Source organism: Undibacterium sp. Di27W, from assembly GCF_049340345.1.
Lineage (GTDB): Bacteria > Pseudomonadota > Gammaproteobacteria > Burkholderiales > Burkholderiaceae_D > Undibacterium.
Genome location: NZ_JBMPOS010000033.1, coordinates 1 through 16,103 on the forward strand (window position 1 = coordinate 1; position 16,103 = coordinate 16,103).

The following is a 16,103-nucleotide window of genomic DNA, read 5'->3' on the forward strand; positions in this document are numbered from 1 at the left end:
CTATCATGATCATCGCACGTAAAATATTGCGAGTTGCTTTTAGCCTGTTCAAGAACAGCGTTGATTTTAATTCTGATCTCATCTCGATAAAAACTTGACGGGAACCATAGAATCTAATCGTACCTACACGGGCTGCATGTTTGAAGTAGTCTATGCGGGTTAAACATAGGAAATTGTATGACTTGGAATTATCGCGTCATGTCAAAAGATGGACAATTGGCGATATATGAGGTTTTTTATAAAAATGAAGAAGTTGTTGGCTCAACAGCCGAGCCAGTGACTTTGCGTGCAGATAGCATTGAAGAAATGAAAGAAGAGAGTGTCCGTTATCTTGCAGCATTAGAATTACCGATTCTTGAATTTGAAGACTGAAATCTCGCAACCTGGATAGGTACGATTAGCGATCGCGTAATCGTACCTCTGTATCCGGCTTTAAAATTGAATTGGGCATAAAGTGAACTTTTCGATTGAATAAGTTGAATTAAAAAATTGAAAAATTGTTAGGACGCACGATAATTGAAGAGAAAAATAGATTTTCAGGTTATCAAGAAATCAGCGGGTCAAATTTAAATGATCTTCGTCTTCTTGCTGGAGGAAGTTCTATTAATGCACTTAATTATCTTCTCTACCTCTTAAATGGCAGAGATAGTTTGGCAAATGCAGTGCCATATTTAGATAAAGTAATTAAGAATGACATGAATACACAAGAATGGCTGACACAGTTTTATAAACCACAGAACCCATAGATACGATGAGCCCGCGTAGGTACGATTAGCGGAGCGTAATCGTACGCATGAGATGCCTGAATATGCATAGCCCTTAAGAATAGTTCGTGACGACCATGTACTACCTCAGCAGGTACGGGGTTTATACTTGATACACTACTATGTAGCGGCTTTTCTTTTTAAACAGAATCAAGCATGACGACTACCATGCGTACGATGACGCTGCGCTAATCGTACCTACCTAGTCTCGCTTATTTACTAAAATAGCCAAAGACAGATATGATAGTACAAGCGATTAATGATACTCAAGATGCTTAAACACTGTGCATGAACCCAAGTAGGTACGATTAGCCCAGCGTAATCGTACGCATGACTTCCAAAAATAAGCTAACCGACCAGCAAACCCATGCCCAACTATCGCCGCGCATTTGTCCCGGGAGCGACATGGTTCTTCACCGTCAACCTGTTGCAAAGGCAGGGCAATGACTTGCTGGTGCGTGAGATTGATCTCTTGCGACAAGTCATTAAAAATGTTCGCCATAAATATCCCTTTCATATCGATGCCTGGGTAGTTTTACCTGAGCACATGCATTGCCTATTTACCCTGCCCGATGGCGACAGCAATTTTAGTCTGCGCTGGCGACTCATTAAAAGCGGTTTCTCACGCGCCCTTCCTAAAACAGAGAATCTTTCTGCTGCGCGCCAGGCTACTGGCGAACGTGGTATCTGGCAGCGTCATTATTGGGAACACCTGATACGAGATGAACTGGATTTCCAGAGGCATGTCGATTACGTCCATGTTAATCCACTCAAGCATGGCCTGGTCCGGCGCGTTTGTGACTGGCCTTATTCTACTTTTCACCACTATGTGGAGACAGGCGTGTATCCTCTTGACTGGTGTGGTGATGTGGCGGTAGAGATACGTGGTGGTGATTGATAGGCGGGATTTTTGGATTAGACTACAAATTAGGCCACTCAGGTACGATTAGATTTCGTAGATACGATTAGCGCAGCGTAAACGTACGCATGCAGAGCCTGAATAAGTACAGGCCTCAAGAATATCTCATGAAGACCACCTACTATCATAACAGGCGCGTGGTTTACACTTGAATGACTACCTTGAAGCAGCTACGCTTTTTAAGCAGAATAGAGATTGAGGGCTACCATGCGTACGATTACGCTGCGCTAATCGTACCTACGCGGCCTAGAAATTAAAATTTTCACATTTGAGGTAAGTGAATGGGAATACTCTGGACAGTTTGGCCTCTGGATGAGCAAATGAAATCTTGGTTAGTCGAAACGGGTATAGACTATCCCGATACAAAATCAAGATTCCCTACCGGTATTGAAATAAAAAGTGCCTTATCCCAGCTAAAAAACTACGACGTCAACATCACCGACAATGGCATCGGGCATACCTGGCAAGCAATGATCAACAAAAAAGAAGAAGCCATGGAGAGCGAATGGACCGTACTCAATATTTCTGAATATTCAGGAGATGAACATCCTCAAAAATTATGGTTTGAAAAAGGCTGGGAAAGTTTAATACACCAGATATTGCATAATATCGTGCCATATTGTGGTCCGCTCGTATTAATTGCTGACAGCGGTGATGATCCGGTTATCATTTCAAACCTCGCCATCTGAGTAGGTACGATTAGCGCAGCGTAATCGTACGCATGCAGAGCCTGAATAAGTACAGGCCTCAAGAATATCTCATGAAGACCACCTATTATCATCACAGGCACGTGGTTTATACTTGATACACTACTGTGTAGCGGCTATGCTTTTTAGCAGAATCAAGCATGACTGCTACCATGCGTAAGATTACGCGTCGCTAATCGTAGCTACACACTTCTTAAATAATGAAAATATGAATATACGCCATTCAACATTGCGCTTCCTTGCAAGTAGTTTCTTATTTGCTGCTATATGCAAACCCATTTTTGCAAGTGACTTACCGTGTACGCCACATACGCAGATTTCTGTGTCAAAAATCAATGCCGATGTCATCGCTATCGGCGACTTCCATGGCTCAAATGAAATTCCAGCCTTTGTTGAAGGGCTTGTTTGTCAGCTTGCTGTATCAGGAAAACCCGTCGTGCTTGGTCTGGAATTGCCGATGGACTTGCAAGCAGGTATTACTCAATACACGCTATCCAAGGGAACACCTGAGGATAAAAAGGCCTTGCTTTCAGCCTATTTCTGGCACGAAAAACAGGATGGTCGCCGCAGTGAGGCAATGTTCAAGCTCATTGATTCTGTCAGAAAATTGCGCAATGAAGGTAAGGATGTGCTTATTTCTGCCTTTGACTCAGGAAAGTCAAATGAGCTTCAGCCTTTGACCAAGAATGAAACCAGGTCGCAGGCCAGACGTGACTCCATCATGGCGACCAATATTTACGACAGGCTAAAACAATATCCTGCGCATACGCATATCCTATTTGCGGGAAGTGGGCATACTGGTAAGTTTAAACAACAGGATTGGAATCCTGCTGTCAGCTCAATGGCCTATTTGCTGCAACAGCGTGTCTCTGTGTATTCAATTTATTTTTCTTTTTTGCAAGGTGGTGAAATTTGGGGATGCAGTGGACCGGACACTCCTTGCGGACCATGGCGTATCCGAGCCACCACTGCAACTACCAAAGAGGGCTTTGATTTGATTCTTCCGATTGAAAAATTAACGGCATCCATTCCAGCCAAGGATGCACCGTAAAAACATAGCTGCCCTCTGTTTTCGAAATGCATTGCCGGAGGGGCTTCAGCCAACTTGCCGACAAGGGACTTTTGAATGAACTCACAAAATTCGACGACACCAGAACTACATATCGCTGAAATCCCCTACGAAAATGGCACGCTTCGTTACCGGTACTCAAGATATATGTCTGCTGATGGGACGCGCTGGATAAGACATGGTTTGTTCCATGCGTACCATGCAAATGGCAATGTGGCTTCAGAAGGTTCATATACTGACGGCGCAGAACAAGGCCTCTGGCGTGACTATCATGAAAATGGCCAAATTGCCGCGCAAGGCCACTATCAAAACGGTGCTGAAGCCGGTGAATGGGAATACTGGAACGATGATGGCCTGCGCACGTCATGACGATTGATGCGAGTACGTAGTCCGTAGGTACGATTAGCGCAGCGTAATCGTACGCATGCGATGCCTGAAATAAGCGCAGACCTCAAGAATAGCTAGTGAAGACCATGTATCATCATAACAGGCGCGTGGTTTATGCTTGAATGACTACCATGAAGCAGTTATGCTTTTCAAGCAGAATAGAGAGTGACGGTTATCATGCGTACGATTACGCTGCGCTAATCGTACCTACATATTACTTGCTGCATCTAGTGTCGGTGAACGTGGGCTGTGATTTTTTTCCTTGCAAGAGATATTTTCGCACGCTTATTTCCATACACTGAGTTCCCGCGCTGACTGATCTCTGTAGTCATAAATATCAACTATCTTTGTCAGCTCACCAGACCAGCCGCCGAATTGGCCTTGATGGTTCTTATTAAATCTGGCGATGATGGTCGCGGTTTTTTTATTGAATTTTTCAAGCACTGCCAGCTTCTTGAAGATTCTCTCCTGATCAGCATCACTTACAGTGGGGCCAGAATCGATATTGATCCAGATGCAGTCCTTGCTGGAAACTTCGACCGGGTAAGGGCAGACGACCATCTTTTCCGGGTCGACGAAAATATAGCCAGTGACGTTCACCAGCTTGCCGTGATAGCGCTCTGGCGTCGCAATCAGATTGATCAGAGACAGATCCAGTGCCTGTTCAGGGGCCTTGACCTTAGCTTTAGCCGCAGCAGCAGTCGCAAACAAGGCGACCGTCGCCAGCAGGCATGTAGATAAAAGATGGCGTGACAGGAGATAAGGAATTTTCATGCGATGCACTCCATTTTATTCAACTGAGGGATAGAATCAGCACATGATAACAGGGCTTTAGCTTGGCACGATCTGGACGATTTTTGCTACGCCTGATCTGCACCGTCAAAAAAAGCCATCAAAAATAATCGATTAAAAATAGTCGATTAAAAATAAGCGATCAAAACATAGAAAGGGGAAAGCCGGATGACACGGGCACTGTTGTTATTGATCTGCACCCTGCTGCCGGTTATAAGCTGGGCAGGCCCCGTAGGTGCGATTAGCGCAAGCGTAATCGTACGCATGCAAAGTCTGAAGATGCATAGATATCAGGATATCTCGCGAAGTCCGCGCACTATCATAGCAGGCGCGTGGTTTATGCTTGAATGACTACCATGAAGCAGTTGTGCTTTTCAAGCAGAATAGAGAGTGACGGTTATCATGCGTACGATTACGCTGCGCTAATCGTACCTACACGCAGGTAGAAGAATACTCAATGAAAATAACAATTTTTGTCTTCAGTTTAATGTTAAGTGCAGTCTCCATACTGTCGACATTTGTTAGTGCAGCGACATATTATGTTCTATTTGCGTTGGGTTCAATTCTCGCAAGTTTAAGTTTGGCAGGATTTATTTATCTCGGCCGGACATTTGTTCAATATCGCCGATATTTTTATGGTTTCTATATCTTGCCCATATATGTTTTATTTGATATTTTACTCAGATACGGCTGGGGAATTCGCGTTTTGGATTTTCTGCCATAAAATTGAGAATCAACCTCTGATGCACCCCACGTAGTTATGTTTAGCACAGCCATCCCCAACGCATCTCATTTTCTTAACTGAACAACTTCTATGTTTACGCCAGAATTTACTATTCACGAAAAAAACGAATATGTGCTCGTTGCCAGTCATAGCCTTGAGAATCCAGAAGCGATCCGCTTGAGCCTGCAATACAACAAGGCCCGCATCGCTTTTGCCCATCAGCATTTACCTGCGCATATGAACGCATGCCGTATTATTTATGATGTCCGTGGTCAGTCCGTCTCTGCGAAGACACTTGATGCAATTACTGAAAGTCTTGCTGCAATCTGCACCGTGGAGTTCAAGCGCTGATGGGTATCCAGGTCATCGTAAAAACTGGCTCTGCCAGCGAGATAGCATCTGTGCTCGGTACTATAGCCACAGATTGCGAAATTTTTCCCATTGATGAAGCGAACTGGGGCGTATCTATTCCGACCAAGCTTATTGATGCGGTAGGAGAGAAAAGCATCCGCGTCGCGTTGGATAAACTGGTGCATTTTGACCTCTGGGCTGGGTCATGGAAAATGCCGCTCCAGGTGTAGGTCGGTAGGTACGATTAGCCCGCGTAGGTACGATTAGCGCAGCGTAATCGTACGCATGCAGAGCCTGAATAAGCACAGGCCTCAAGAGTATCTCATGTTGAGCCTTACCATCTCAGCAGACGTGTGACGTATACTTGGTTAACTGCCGTGAACCATCCGGGATTTCAAGCAGGATAGAAAAGTGACGGCGATCATGCGTACGATTACGCTGCGCTAATCGTACCTACGGGATGTTATAGAATGCACGTCGGATGACATGATCGTCATTCAATGACGGTGCGTTGCAACGCACCCTACCTGGGGGCATCTAAGGAGGCCGTTTACACCGCTTTCAATATACGGCATTTCCCGCTGTTAGGGTAGGTACGATTAGCACAGCGCAATCGTACGCATGCGTGCCTCAAAATAAAAACTGTTTGGTGTTTTATAAAACGCTTCAGGAGTAAGCTCTTTCCTGTTGTACATACAGCCTCTCTACCAGTTGAATAACCAGCCCCAAAAGCCGAATGACATTTGCATCTTCGGTCGATAGCTCGATGTCAACCATTCTACCTCGCCAGTATCAACATCAAACACCTTGGCAACAAAAGTGAACTTGCTTCGCGCCTTTTCATCCCAATCCTGTTTTTGTTCCATAGTTAGTGCGACCCTATTGCCATCATTACCCCAAAAAAATAATGCGTCCTGGTGGGGAGTAAGCTTGAATAAACCTGCATCAAGGTCAAAAACTCCCTTGATATTGCGACAGCTCTCGATTAATAAAGCAGGCAGGAGTGCGTTTTTTCCTGGTACGATATCGTAGACATGCAGGCTAACTGGGCAACTATTCTTTGCACGCTTTATATGCGCCGAGTAATCGACTCTCTCAAAACTCTGACACCCTTTTGATACATACAAAACACCAGGCTCCTCACGGAGGTTAAGCAAATACAAGGTTCGACTGGTCGGGAAATAAGCGACACTATCATCATTGCCAAGATCCAGTTCCAGCTTGTCAGGCAAAGACACTGCACAATCAGCCTGATTCGCTACAGGCGTCATTATCTGCCGCCCTTTAAGCCAGACTTCTTCACCCCTATATCCCACCTGCCTCAGAGGGCGCATTCCTGGATGTGCTGTAACGCAATCGTCGGCAGCCCTGGAACCATCATCAACGCTATTACATCCAGCAGGATAAATAGTGTCTTTAGAAATCCATGGCTTCAAGTCGGCGTCAAAATTCTGAGTCCGTGCAAAAGGCATAGACACCGCTTTTGGTATCGCACCCCGGTCTTTTGGCGCTGTTGAAAACTGTATGCTCGCGTCATAGCCCAAGACTTCTGTCTGTGCTGGATCAAGATCAAATCCATTAAAGTGCCCCCCCATAATCTCGTGCATACCGCCAAAACACGATCACGCCATTCTCACGGACTAATTCTGGATGCCTATAAGGCCCCCAGGAGACAGAGCCAAATTGGTACTTCGCAAAAAGTACGGTGCAGATGATTGATAGCGAGATGATGACAATAGTTTTTTTCATGTAAGAGGCGTTTCAAATTATTGTTTACCATGAGCTCGCTTATTCCCATATCCCTTTTTTCCAGTGCTTGCACTTGATTTTGGCATTGCCGTACAGAGTGAGCATTTACTTTTGTATGTCCAGTTTCTGTACCTACAGGGGGTGTCAGTAATATATTCGCTGCTAAAGCCGCTCTTCTCATCGATGATCCACAGCGATTGCTGCACAAGCACACATGCATACTGACGACTGAAAAAACACTATTTGCCAGTTTCGCACATGGTTTGCATGCCAAATGACAGTATTAGTATGGGCACCTAAAAGTGTTAGTAATATTTTGTTACATTTATCAAAAATACATGTATGATTGCTACCGAAAATATGCCCTGCAGATTTTTTCAGGCAACTATCATTTTGCCTTTTTAAGGCCTTTACAGAGATTTTATTCCTTCCAACTTTACGGTGAATTTAGATGACATTTACTCCAAAGCAAGTACAACGCGGCTTTACACTGATCGAATTGATGATCGTTGTAGCGATTATTGGTATTTTGGCAGCGATTGCTATCCCTCAATACTCTGACTATACATCCCGCACTCGTGCCACAGGTGCCAGGGCTGAGATAGAAAGTACATTGAGAGGCATGTCCTTATGCGTACAAGGTGACGCTGGTGTCTGGACAAATTGCATAACATCAGGCTCTAACGGTGTACCTGTAGTGGCAATCACCAAGTTCATGGCAACTGTTCCTGCACTTTCTGCTGGTCAGGTGATATTTACGTCGACTGCAACGGTAAGCACCAGTGATACCACGCAATTGGTAGGTACCTTGACTCCCTCGACTGTTGTCAACCAGGCCAATATGATCTGGAGTGCGGCCGGTTCTATCTGCAACGGCAATCGCGGCTTGAAAACCGGTGCGGGTGGTTGCTAATCTGTTCTTACTGCTCAACACCAGGAAATGCCCTTCTTCATGAAGGGCATTTTTTTGGAATGGGGATAAACAGGCACTGGTGGCAGCCTCTATACTGTATCAATGTCATCTCTGAGAATTTTTTACCCATCAGTGGAGCTGTTCAGTGCATGCCAGCTTACCAGCAGTGGCATTTTTCACTTTAGGTCCCTTAAAGTGAGCCACACATTGCAGAATGGCAAACTATGATTGCACAATCAATATATCTAATCACAACAGAAAGACCGTTTATTGTCAGTTTCATGTAGCGCTTTATATTTAAGTGACAGTATTAGGGATAGCTTTAAGACATCACTGACATATTTTGTTATTCAACTCAAGAAATAGATAGAAATACTTGTATTTTCATCATAAAAACTCTCTTTTTCAGTCTTTCTCAAGAGCTTGGCATAGATCTCGCTTATGTGGATATAACAGAAGTTTTAATTTTATTAACTTTTTGACAAGCTCAAAGATGACATCTATTCAAAAACAAGCACAACGCGGTTTTACCCTCATCGAACTGATGATCGTGGTGGCAATTATCGGCATTCTGGCTGCAATTGCTATTCCTCAATATTCCGACTACACGTCACGTACCCGTGCAACTGGTGCTCGTGCTGAAATGGAAAGCACGATAACGGCAATGACTTTATGTGTTCAAAGTGACGCGGGTGTCTGGACCAATTGCGTCACCACAGGAAGTAACGGTATTCCTATCGTTGCAGTGACCAAGTTCGTGGCCGCTGTTCCGGCTATTTCTGCTGCAAGGGTGATATTTACATCGACTGCAACAGTAAGTACTAGCGATACAACACAATTGGTAGGCACCTTGACCCCTTCTACTGTTGTTAACCAGGCCAATATGATTTGGTCCGCTGCCGGCTCTATCTGCAACGGTAATCGCGGCTTGAAAACCGGTGCTGGTGGTTGCTGAATAGTAGACTTGCCAGGTAGGCTTGCCAAGCAGGCTTGCCAAACACTAAAAAAGCCCTTCTATTACGAGGGGCTTTTTTGTCGGGAAGGTAAATTCAATATCAATTCAAATCAATGGGATCTACGCAAAATTGTTCCAGCGAAGCTATCGCTTTGGTATATTCGCGCACTTGCCTGATCACTCTCGCTTCTATGCGCCAAGCATACAGGCCTGAGGCAGCCAGATTCTTACAAGCCAGTTGACGTGTCATACAAGTTATCGCCAGATTTTCATCGCATCCTTGACATTGGCCTCGGCCTTTCAATCCGCGCCTGATGTACTGCCAACGCCTCAAGGCAGAATAATCATCGTTTTCATTAAAAAACACCCGCTTTAATGGGCTGATTAACAGCCGCGCCCCTCATCAAGTACGATATTTGCCATTGAGAAAAATTACAACAATGCCAATAAAAATGACATTTTTGTCAGTTTAGGGATTCAGTAAATAGACTACATGACAGCATAGGTAATAATTTTTGTATATCACTGACATATTTTGTTACGTTTTTCTCAAAAAATAGGCCTACACCTCTATTTTCATTGCAAAAAATTTCATTTTCAAAGTAGTCGATAAACTGGCACAAAGTTTGCTATTTAAGGAATCGTTCAGCAACTTTACTTTTTTCAACTTCTCCGCGAGTTTAAAGATGGCACCTCTACTCAAACAATTTCAACGTGGCTTTACCCTGATAGAACTGATGATTGTGGTCGCAATTATCGGCATTCTGGCAGCGATTGCCATTCCTCAATACTCCGACTATACATCCCGCACCCGCGCAGCCGGTGCCAGGGCTGAGCTAGAAAGTACGCTCACATCCATGGCTGTCTGCTTTCAGGGAGAAGCAAGTGTCTGGACTAATTGCATCACACCAGGTACCAACAGCATTCCCAGTATTGCTGTGACTAAATTCATTACCGCTGCACCAGTGCTTTCAGCTGGCCAAGTTGTTTTCACCTCTGCAGCAACAGTCAGCCCCAGCGACACTACCCAACTGGTAGGAACGTTGACAGCGTCCACGATAACCAACCAGGCAAATATGAAATGGGATGCGACTGGCACGATCTGCAATGGTAATCGTGGCCTGAAAACAGGTAGCGGCGGTTGCTGATACACCTGTATAGAAAGACCTGACAATGCCTTCCAAACAGGAAGGCATTTAATATTGGCTATGGATTGCCTTGCGCCAGCCTTATGGTTCGCACTCTCCCTCTGTGCCTTCATTTCGACATAGGAAGATCATGATAGACATGCATAAGCATGTCTATTTTTTTACCTGATGATTGTCCGGACATGCAAATTCGGCGATGTAAATTCGGGTATATAAATTAGATGGCTGCAGTAAACCGCATCTCCAGGCCTGATGCACTGATGTTACTCAAATCAAGCCTTGATGCACTGCCATCCCACCAAAGGCTTTTGGGATTGGTATCGACACCGAATCGCTTGTTGACATCGCTACTGAACAAATCAGTGGCGTCTCCGTCATTGTTGGCATCGTGCTCCAGATCATTGCGACCATCTGCCTGGATCAAAGCACATTCATAGTGTTTTTCAGAAGTCATTTGTTCGTTTTGATTATCCCCCAGCTCGTCAATATGCCAGACGGCAAGCCCTGCAGCGGGCAGTGCGGCATCTCTGCCTGATCTCTGGCGATTTTCGATAATAAAGTACTCGGTTGCATTCTTTTTGTGGATAAAAAATTGATTTTTCTCAGCGTAAGCACTGGCATTCAAGCCTGCTGTCAATGCAGTCAATGTTTGTGCCCACCCTGCTTTGTATTTCAGGTAGGCGTTAATCTGGGGAGGATTTTTTTCATCTGCATTCGGCCCCGCACACATGAGGCAAAATTTTCCGATTCCAGCGGATTGATTTCCGTAGTCATAGAGATCCGGAAAATCACAAATCATATGGCCATTCTCATGGCAAAAAGTGCCAAGGCTGAGTTCATCTGTCATGTCGGTAATCTGATAATCGAATACCTGCTTGTTTGGCGTCAATTGGTAGGGATTCGTCAAATGGGATGAATGCGGCCAAAGCCCTTTTTTCCAATTATTGACTCTGGTTCCTGCATAGAATACGTTTGTAGCATAGATATAGCCTTGCTGATCTATCGTCAATTTGCTGAAGTCGAATCCCTTATTTTTAAAGTAGTCCAGCGCTTCTTTAATGAGTTCAAGCGTGCGTTTGGGCAGCGCGATGGATTCGTCTGTGTAATACTTCCTTGGATGTTTGGCGGTGTAATAAGGTGTGACGATATTGGTGTAGTTAAGGCGGCCTCCCGAGACGTCATGAAAATAATCATGGACTGAGCCATTATTACCAAACCCGCGGTATCCAGCCTGGTTGCAGAAGTTCTCCACTTCTGTCTGGGGAATCGTTCCCGGAATGTCAGAAAACTGAATGAGGATGCACAAGCCCACAAAGTTTCCCACCGTGGCGCGAGAGGGTGGAGCAGCCATAATGCCTTCCCTGCCGTCATTGCGTGCGAGCTGAGCCACAATGTCTTTGGCATTTTTTCTACGAATTTCCCAACGCGAGCCACCATGCGGAAATGCGCTTTGTTGCAATGCTTGTGCCTTTGCTGCGGCTGCTTTGGTCCGCAAACCTGATCGCAAGTTCAACGTCCGCGGGTCAACCTGCCGTGGTCGTGCTCCGCTTGCCAGCAATTTGTCTGCCTCATGATTGATATCCGCGTACTCATAAAATCCTGTCGCCGGGTTTTCGACGACGGTGTAGCCGTTGAGTGTTTCAAAAACCGCGTGATGCTGATTGCCCCAGCCACGAACCCATAGCTTCGTGCCGTCGGGCTGAGTAAAAGTAAACTGCTTGCCACTAAACTGTGCTGGCATGATTTTCCCTTTTCGGTCTTTACCTCAGACAACAGCAAACAGAATGAAATAAGTAGCCACCGTCATTATTCATCGTCATGATTGCCATGCAGCCTGGCCGCAGGCGCGCTTACTTTGCCTTGGTCCTGGCTGTCGGTTTGATGGCTGTAGCGATGGGGGCAATGGGAGCAGCGTCCGCTGCCGGCGCATCCGGGCAGTTGGCGTTGACCGTATATTTTTCTCCATCCGGGATGGCTGCGGCCTCGCACCCCTCTGCTTTAAATTGCGCGATGATTGCCGCAACCGCATCTTTGGAAACACCAGTTATCTGACGAGTCACCATTTGAATCTCCTTTACCTAAGTGTAAACACCAGCTCTATTTGAGTTTCAGATCTGTAACGGCCTGCGCCCGGGCTGCTTCTTGTTCTTCTGTGTTGATGAACACAGTGATCGTGCCCGGCCCGGTTGCAAAATTGTGTTTTGACATCCAGTCTTGCAATATGGCTTCGTTGGCCTTGTTGATCGTGGCACCATCAGGCATCCAGAATTTGAACAGTGCCTTGGTCGTCGCGGTATTGGCATAGGTGCCTTTCGTCAATTCCTGCATGACGGCCTTGGCTGTTGTGGCTTTCGCACCGGCATCTTTAGAAACCGAATTGATGGCAGCGGGAATAGTGCCTGCCTGGGCGAAGGAGATCAAATCACTTTCAGCAGCAAACCACGAATACTGGGCGACAGGGAGTTGTTCTTTGCCCCTGATCTGCGCGCGTACCGTATCTCTGTCCGCCTGCATTTGCGCCATCAGTGCAGGCATGGTCTTGTCAAACATCGCGCCTTTATCAAAAGAGGCAGCACCACCCACGATCGCCGTTGAAACAGCAGAAATGGCGGTCTTGGTATTGGGAACGCGAGACACAGTGGATGCCGCCGACAACGCCAGCACTGCCCAGTCTGTACCCACGCCTACACCTACGCCTTGCTTGTAGAGCATGCGTTCAAAATCATTGAATTTCCTGTCTATCTCGGCCATGCGGGCGTCAATGATTTCATTGCGTAGCGTCTTTTTGACGCTGGCATCTGTCTCTGTGTTGTACTGCCTTATCGCATCATCCCCTAATTGATACCCTGCCTGTGGGTAGACCGCCGTCGATGTGGCAGGATCTTCTGGAAAACCCTTGACGATCGCACAGCCAGGTAAAAGCCCAATAACAGCGGCCAGAGAAAGATAAGCAACAGCAAGAGAGAATGACTTTGAAGATGAATGAGGGTATTTCCAGAAAATACGCATTGAATGACTCCATCACGGCTGTGCTTACATTTAATTGTCAATTAATCTTTTAATTAAAATAATAATAAAGCATTTTTACAGAAACAACATAGCAAAAATACAATATAATGAGATTATCGTACGCATCTGAAAGCCCCTGTGTGTCATCCCGTTTTTAGCTGCGCTCGCTGATCAGTTAGCCATTGCATTACAAGGAAGGCCTGGGCGCGATTGCGCTACAATTGCGCTACGTTTGCCCCCCAGGCTTGCTACATCTTGAATAACGCTATTCAACATCACATATGGCATCGACCAAAATGCATGATCAATCTACCTGGAACAGGTTCAAGCAGTTGTTTGAATTACCCAAAGCTGAACGGGAAAAATCTTACTCTTCGAAGAATCTGGCGCTTTTAAAAAATTTTGTGGCATCTGAAATGACCAATTGCTCTTTGCCAGAGATCGACAATGCACAAGATTTTTCTGAGACGATTGAATCATTGGGTATCAACTACCGGCTATGGAACCAGCGGCTGATGGGATTGATGATCGCCCATGATCAAATAGCTGACCAGCAAACTGCGCAGGATTTGCAGGAGTTCGCGGCAACTTGTCCCTGGAGTATGCTGGTTGAAGTCGTCAGAAATGCTCCTGATACCTCGCCTGGCGACGACGAACTGGCATGACCCGCGGCCATCACACGTATGTCATGCATCCCGGCTTAAGACACAATATAAATTGCCACCGCGGCATGGGGCCGCTATATTAGCGCGTCGAAAATAACTGCGCTCGTGATTACCCCTCCCTCTATGCTTAAGCTATACCGCCTCTTCCTGAACACGCTGGAGCTTCCTATCATCATCCGCATCTGGTGTGTGGCTGGACTGGTCCTGTGCCCTCTGACGATCTTGCTCGTAGTGCTGCCCTTGTTTAACTGGACAATTGGCGGTTATCAACTCAGCTATCGAGAGTTTTGGTACTGCGGGACTGGGCTTGCCATGTTGGTTTTTGGAATAGTGGGCACGGCAGGCTTCTGGGGCATGGCTGCCCGCATACCGGCGACGCGCTGGTTGCTGGTGCTCATGCCAGCAGCGCCAACGCTAGTCATGATACTTTACCCTGGCCCCTGCTTCGTACCAGAATCACTCATGAATACAGACATCGCAGTCAGCGTACAAATCCATGCCTTTATCATTTATGCCAGCCTGTTTCACCTGCCCTCGATACGTCGTTATTTCAAGCTGGCAGGCGATTCCGCGCAAAAATAGGTCGACACCATCTGCATGCCTGATCACAGGTTTTTTGCCAGATCCGTAGGCCCGTAGATACGATTAGCCAAGCGTAATTGCACGCATGCAAGGCCTAGCATAAGCCCAGGCCTCAAGAACATCTCGTGATGCACACTGAGCTACTCCAACTGCAGTCGGTTTATATTTGATTAACGACTGTGAAGCCTCCATGCTTTTCAAGCGTCATAGAGAATGATGGTTACCATGCGTACGATGACGCTGCATTAATCGTACCTGCACGGGCTGTGCAAAAAAATATCGCCACCCAGTAGGGTGCGTTGCAACGCACCGCCTTGCGCATCACGCCGTGTATTTACTCCCTACATGGTGCGTTACAACGCACCCTACAAAACTGCCGTGCTTTTCAAGCAGAATAGAAAGTGGCGGTTATCATGCGTACGATTACGCTACGCTAATCGTACCTACACAGGTTACACGGGCTCATGCTTTTCTCTGTGACTCTGTGTCTCTGTGGTGAGTTTTCAGGTCTTATGCTTTTCTTCTGCCAGTGATCTGTGCAAAAAAATATCGCCAGCCGGTAGGTTTCGTTGCAACGCACCGTCTTGCAAATCACGCCGTGTATTTGCTCCCTACATGGTGCGTTATAACGCACCCTACAGACTACGCAACCCGGCGTTTTAATTTATGGATATATTTTCCCGGGGAAATGCAGCGTTAAAACACATTATCCTATTGATCAAGGTTACGCTCAAACTCGTTATTGCATTGCATGCACAACCACGATTTCTTCCAATTTTTTAACTTTTCCTGATAACCAATATTGGCGGAAGCACGAAGTGTCTTGTACCACAGTAGTACCAGACCCACCATGCATAACGTGAATGTGATGACTGCCGGAACCACGTAACCTGAAAACATGCTCAGTGTAGCGACCTTGTGCGCTACGATAAGCGAGAGCACCGCAAATACCCAAATCAGCAATCCCAATTCCGGTGCTTCAGGCGGAGCACACTTGTAGGCCAGACTTGATAAGTCATCCGAAGAATACATATCGTGCACAATGCTGAAAGACTTGATGTTATCGGAACCGCATTTTGGACAAACTTGCATAGCTATGCCTTATGTATGATTGAGCGTGTCGCTTTTTTTACTTATACCTTGCAACAGCACTTGTGAATAATACCCTGCCCCACACGCATTCACGGAATATTCTTATATGCGTTTTATGCGGAGAGCCTGGCTGATGATGTACCAGGACCAGTAGGTACGATTAGATTCTATGGTTCCCGTCAAGTTTTTATCGAGATGAGATCAGAATTAAAATCAACGCTGTTCTTGAACAGGCTAAAAGCAACTCGCAATATTTTACGTGCGATGATCATGATAG

The 16,103-nt window shown here is 45.9% G+C and carries 19 protein-coding genes; 13 read left to right on the plus strand and 6 right to left on the minus strand.

From position 1 onward, the window contains the following. The first annotated feature begins 177 nt into the window (after nucleotides 1-177). The 6 genes from ACO0LF_RS30475 (at nucleotide 178) to ACO0LF_RS30500 (ending at nucleotide 3,828) form a co-directional block, all read left to right on the plus strand. Nucleotides 178-372, plus strand: coding sequence for a hypothetical protein (locus ACO0LF_RS30475; RefSeq protein ID WP_423021024.1), 195 nt, complete (start codon nucleotides 178-180; stop codon nucleotides 370-372). A gap of 125 nt (nucleotides 373-497) precedes the next feature. Beyond that, on the plus strand, nucleotides 498-746 hold the full coding sequence (locus tag ACO0LF_RS30480; RefSeq protein WP_423021026.1) for a hypothetical protein: 249 nt from the start codon (nucleotides 498-500) through the stop codon (nucleotides 744-746). Nucleotides 747-1,131: 385 nt separating this feature from the next. Then, nucleotides 1,132-1,662, plus strand: a complete 531-nt coding sequence (locus tag ACO0LF_RS30485; RefSeq protein WP_423021028.1) for an REP-associated tyrosine transposase — start codon at nucleotides 1,132-1,134, stop codon at nucleotides 1,660-1,662. A gap of 302 nt (nucleotides 1,663-1,964) precedes the next feature. After that, a complete protein-coding gene (locus tag ACO0LF_RS30490) occupies nucleotides 1,965-2,372 on the plus strand; it encodes a hypothetical protein (protein WP_423021030.1) in 408 nt (135 codons plus the stop codon). 226 nt (nucleotides 2,373-2,598) lie between these two features. Further along, a complete protein-coding gene (locus ACO0LF_RS30495) occupies nucleotides 2,599-3,441 on the plus strand; it encodes a hypothetical protein (protein WP_423021032.1) in 843 nt (280 codons plus the stop codon). Nucleotides 3,442-3,516: 75 nt separating this feature from the next. Then, nucleotides 3,517-3,828, plus strand: a complete 312-nt coding sequence (locus tag ACO0LF_RS30500; RefSeq protein WP_423021034.1) for a toxin-antitoxin system YwqK family antitoxin — start codon at nucleotides 3,517-3,519, stop codon at nucleotides 3,826-3,828. 303 nt (nucleotides 3,829-4,131) lie between these two features. On the opposite strand, the gene ACO0LF_RS30505 is transcribed toward ACO0LF_RS30500, so the two are convergent. Next, complete coding sequence (locus ACO0LF_RS30505) at nucleotides 4,132-4,620, minus strand: hypothetical protein (protein WP_423021035.1); 489 nt, start codon at nucleotides 4,618-4,620, stop codon at nucleotides 4,132-4,134. Nucleotides 4,621-5,452: 832 nt separating this feature from the next. On the opposite strand from ACO0LF_RS30505, the gene ACO0LF_RS30510 reads away from it, so the two are divergent. Together ACO0LF_RS30510 and ACO0LF_RS30515 are read left to right on the plus strand one after the other, a co-directional pair. Beyond that, nucleotides 5,453-5,713 (plus strand): hypothetical protein, encoded by a 261-nt coding sequence (locus ACO0LF_RS30510; RefSeq protein ID WP_423021037.1) that lies wholly within the window; start codon nucleotides 5,453-5,455, stop codon nucleotides 5,711-5,713. Further along, nucleotides 5,713-5,943, plus strand: a complete 231-nt coding sequence (locus ACO0LF_RS30515) for a hypothetical protein (RefSeq protein WP_423021039.1) — start codon at nucleotides 5,713-5,715, stop codon at nucleotides 5,941-5,943. Before ACO0LF_RS30510 ends, ACO0LF_RS30515 begins: the two co-directional genes overlap by 1 nt. Before the next feature lie 474 nt (nucleotides 5,944-6,417). Here the strand turns inward: ACO0LF_RS30515 and ACO0LF_RS30520 are convergent, their stop codons facing one another. Then, nucleotides 6,418-7,320, minus strand: coding sequence for a hypothetical protein (locus ACO0LF_RS30520; protein WP_423021041.1), 903 nt, complete (start codon nucleotides 7,318-7,320; stop codon nucleotides 6,418-6,420). A gap of 593 nt (nucleotides 7,321-7,913) precedes the next feature. On the opposite strand from ACO0LF_RS30520, the gene ACO0LF_RS30525 reads away from it, so the two are divergent. Both ACO0LF_RS30525 and ACO0LF_RS30530 read left to right on the plus strand, forming a co-directional pair. Next, nucleotides 7,914-8,375, plus strand: coding sequence for a pilin (locus ACO0LF_RS30525; RefSeq protein ID WP_423021043.1), 462 nt, complete (start codon nucleotides 7,914-7,916; stop codon nucleotides 8,373-8,375). 493 nt (nucleotides 8,376-8,868) lie between these two features. Beyond that, nucleotides 8,869-9,330 carry a pilin gene (locus ACO0LF_RS30530; RefSeq protein ID WP_423021045.1) on the plus strand — a complete coding sequence of 154 codons (462 nt, stop codon included), beginning with the start codon at nucleotides 8,869-8,871 and terminating at the stop codon, nucleotides 9,328-9,330. Between the two features lie 100 nt (nucleotides 9,331-9,430). Here the strand turns inward: ACO0LF_RS30530 and ACO0LF_RS30535 are convergent, their stop codons facing one another. After that, nucleotides 9,431-9,580, minus strand: a complete 150-nt coding sequence (locus ACO0LF_RS30535; RefSeq protein ID WP_423021047.1) for a hypothetical protein — start codon at nucleotides 9,578-9,580, stop codon at nucleotides 9,431-9,433. A gap of 436 nt (nucleotides 9,581-10,016) precedes the next feature. Between ACO0LF_RS30535 and ACO0LF_RS30540 the strand changes: the two genes are divergently transcribed. Beyond that, nucleotides 10,017-10,478: a pilin gene (locus ACO0LF_RS30540; protein ID WP_423021049.1), complete on the plus strand. Its 462-nt coding sequence runs from the start codon at nucleotides 10,017-10,019 to the stop codon at nucleotides 10,476-10,478. A 217-nt stretch (nucleotides 10,479-10,695) separates the two neighbouring features. On the opposite strand, the gene ACO0LF_RS30545 is transcribed toward ACO0LF_RS30540, so the two are convergent. The 3 genes from ACO0LF_RS30545 to ACO0LF_RS30555 form a co-directional block, all read right to left on the minus strand. Continuing rightward, nucleotides 10,696-12,219, minus strand: coding sequence for a M6 family metalloprotease domain-containing protein (locus ACO0LF_RS30545; RefSeq protein ID WP_423021051.1), 1,524 nt, complete (start codon nucleotides 12,217-12,219; stop codon nucleotides 10,696-10,698). A 109-nt stretch (nucleotides 12,220-12,328) separates the two neighbouring features. Then, nucleotides 12,329-12,541, minus strand: a complete 213-nt coding sequence (locus ACO0LF_RS30550) for a hypothetical protein (protein ID WP_423021053.1) — start codon at nucleotides 12,539-12,541, stop codon at nucleotides 12,329-12,331. Nucleotides 12,542-12,575: 34 nt separating this feature from the next. Further along, a complete protein-coding gene (locus ACO0LF_RS30555; protein WP_423021055.1) occupies nucleotides 12,576-13,487 on the minus strand; it encodes a hypothetical protein in 912 nt (303 codons plus the stop codon). A gap of 281 nt (nucleotides 13,488-13,768) precedes the next feature. Between ACO0LF_RS30555 and ACO0LF_RS30560 the strand changes: the two genes are divergently transcribed. Together ACO0LF_RS30560 and ACO0LF_RS30565 are read left to right on the plus strand one after the other, a co-directional pair. After that, nucleotides 13,769-14,152: a hypothetical protein gene (locus tag ACO0LF_RS30560; RefSeq protein WP_423021057.1), complete on the plus strand. Its 384-nt coding sequence runs from the start codon at nucleotides 13,769-13,771 to the stop codon at nucleotides 14,150-14,152. 123 nt (nucleotides 14,153-14,275) lie between these two features. Then, nucleotides 14,276-14,734 (plus strand): hypothetical protein, encoded by a 459-nt coding sequence (locus tag ACO0LF_RS30565; RefSeq protein ID WP_423021059.1) that lies wholly within the window; start codon nucleotides 14,276-14,278, stop codon nucleotides 14,732-14,734. The last annotated feature ends 1,369 nt before the right edge of the window (nucleotides 14,735-16,103 follow it).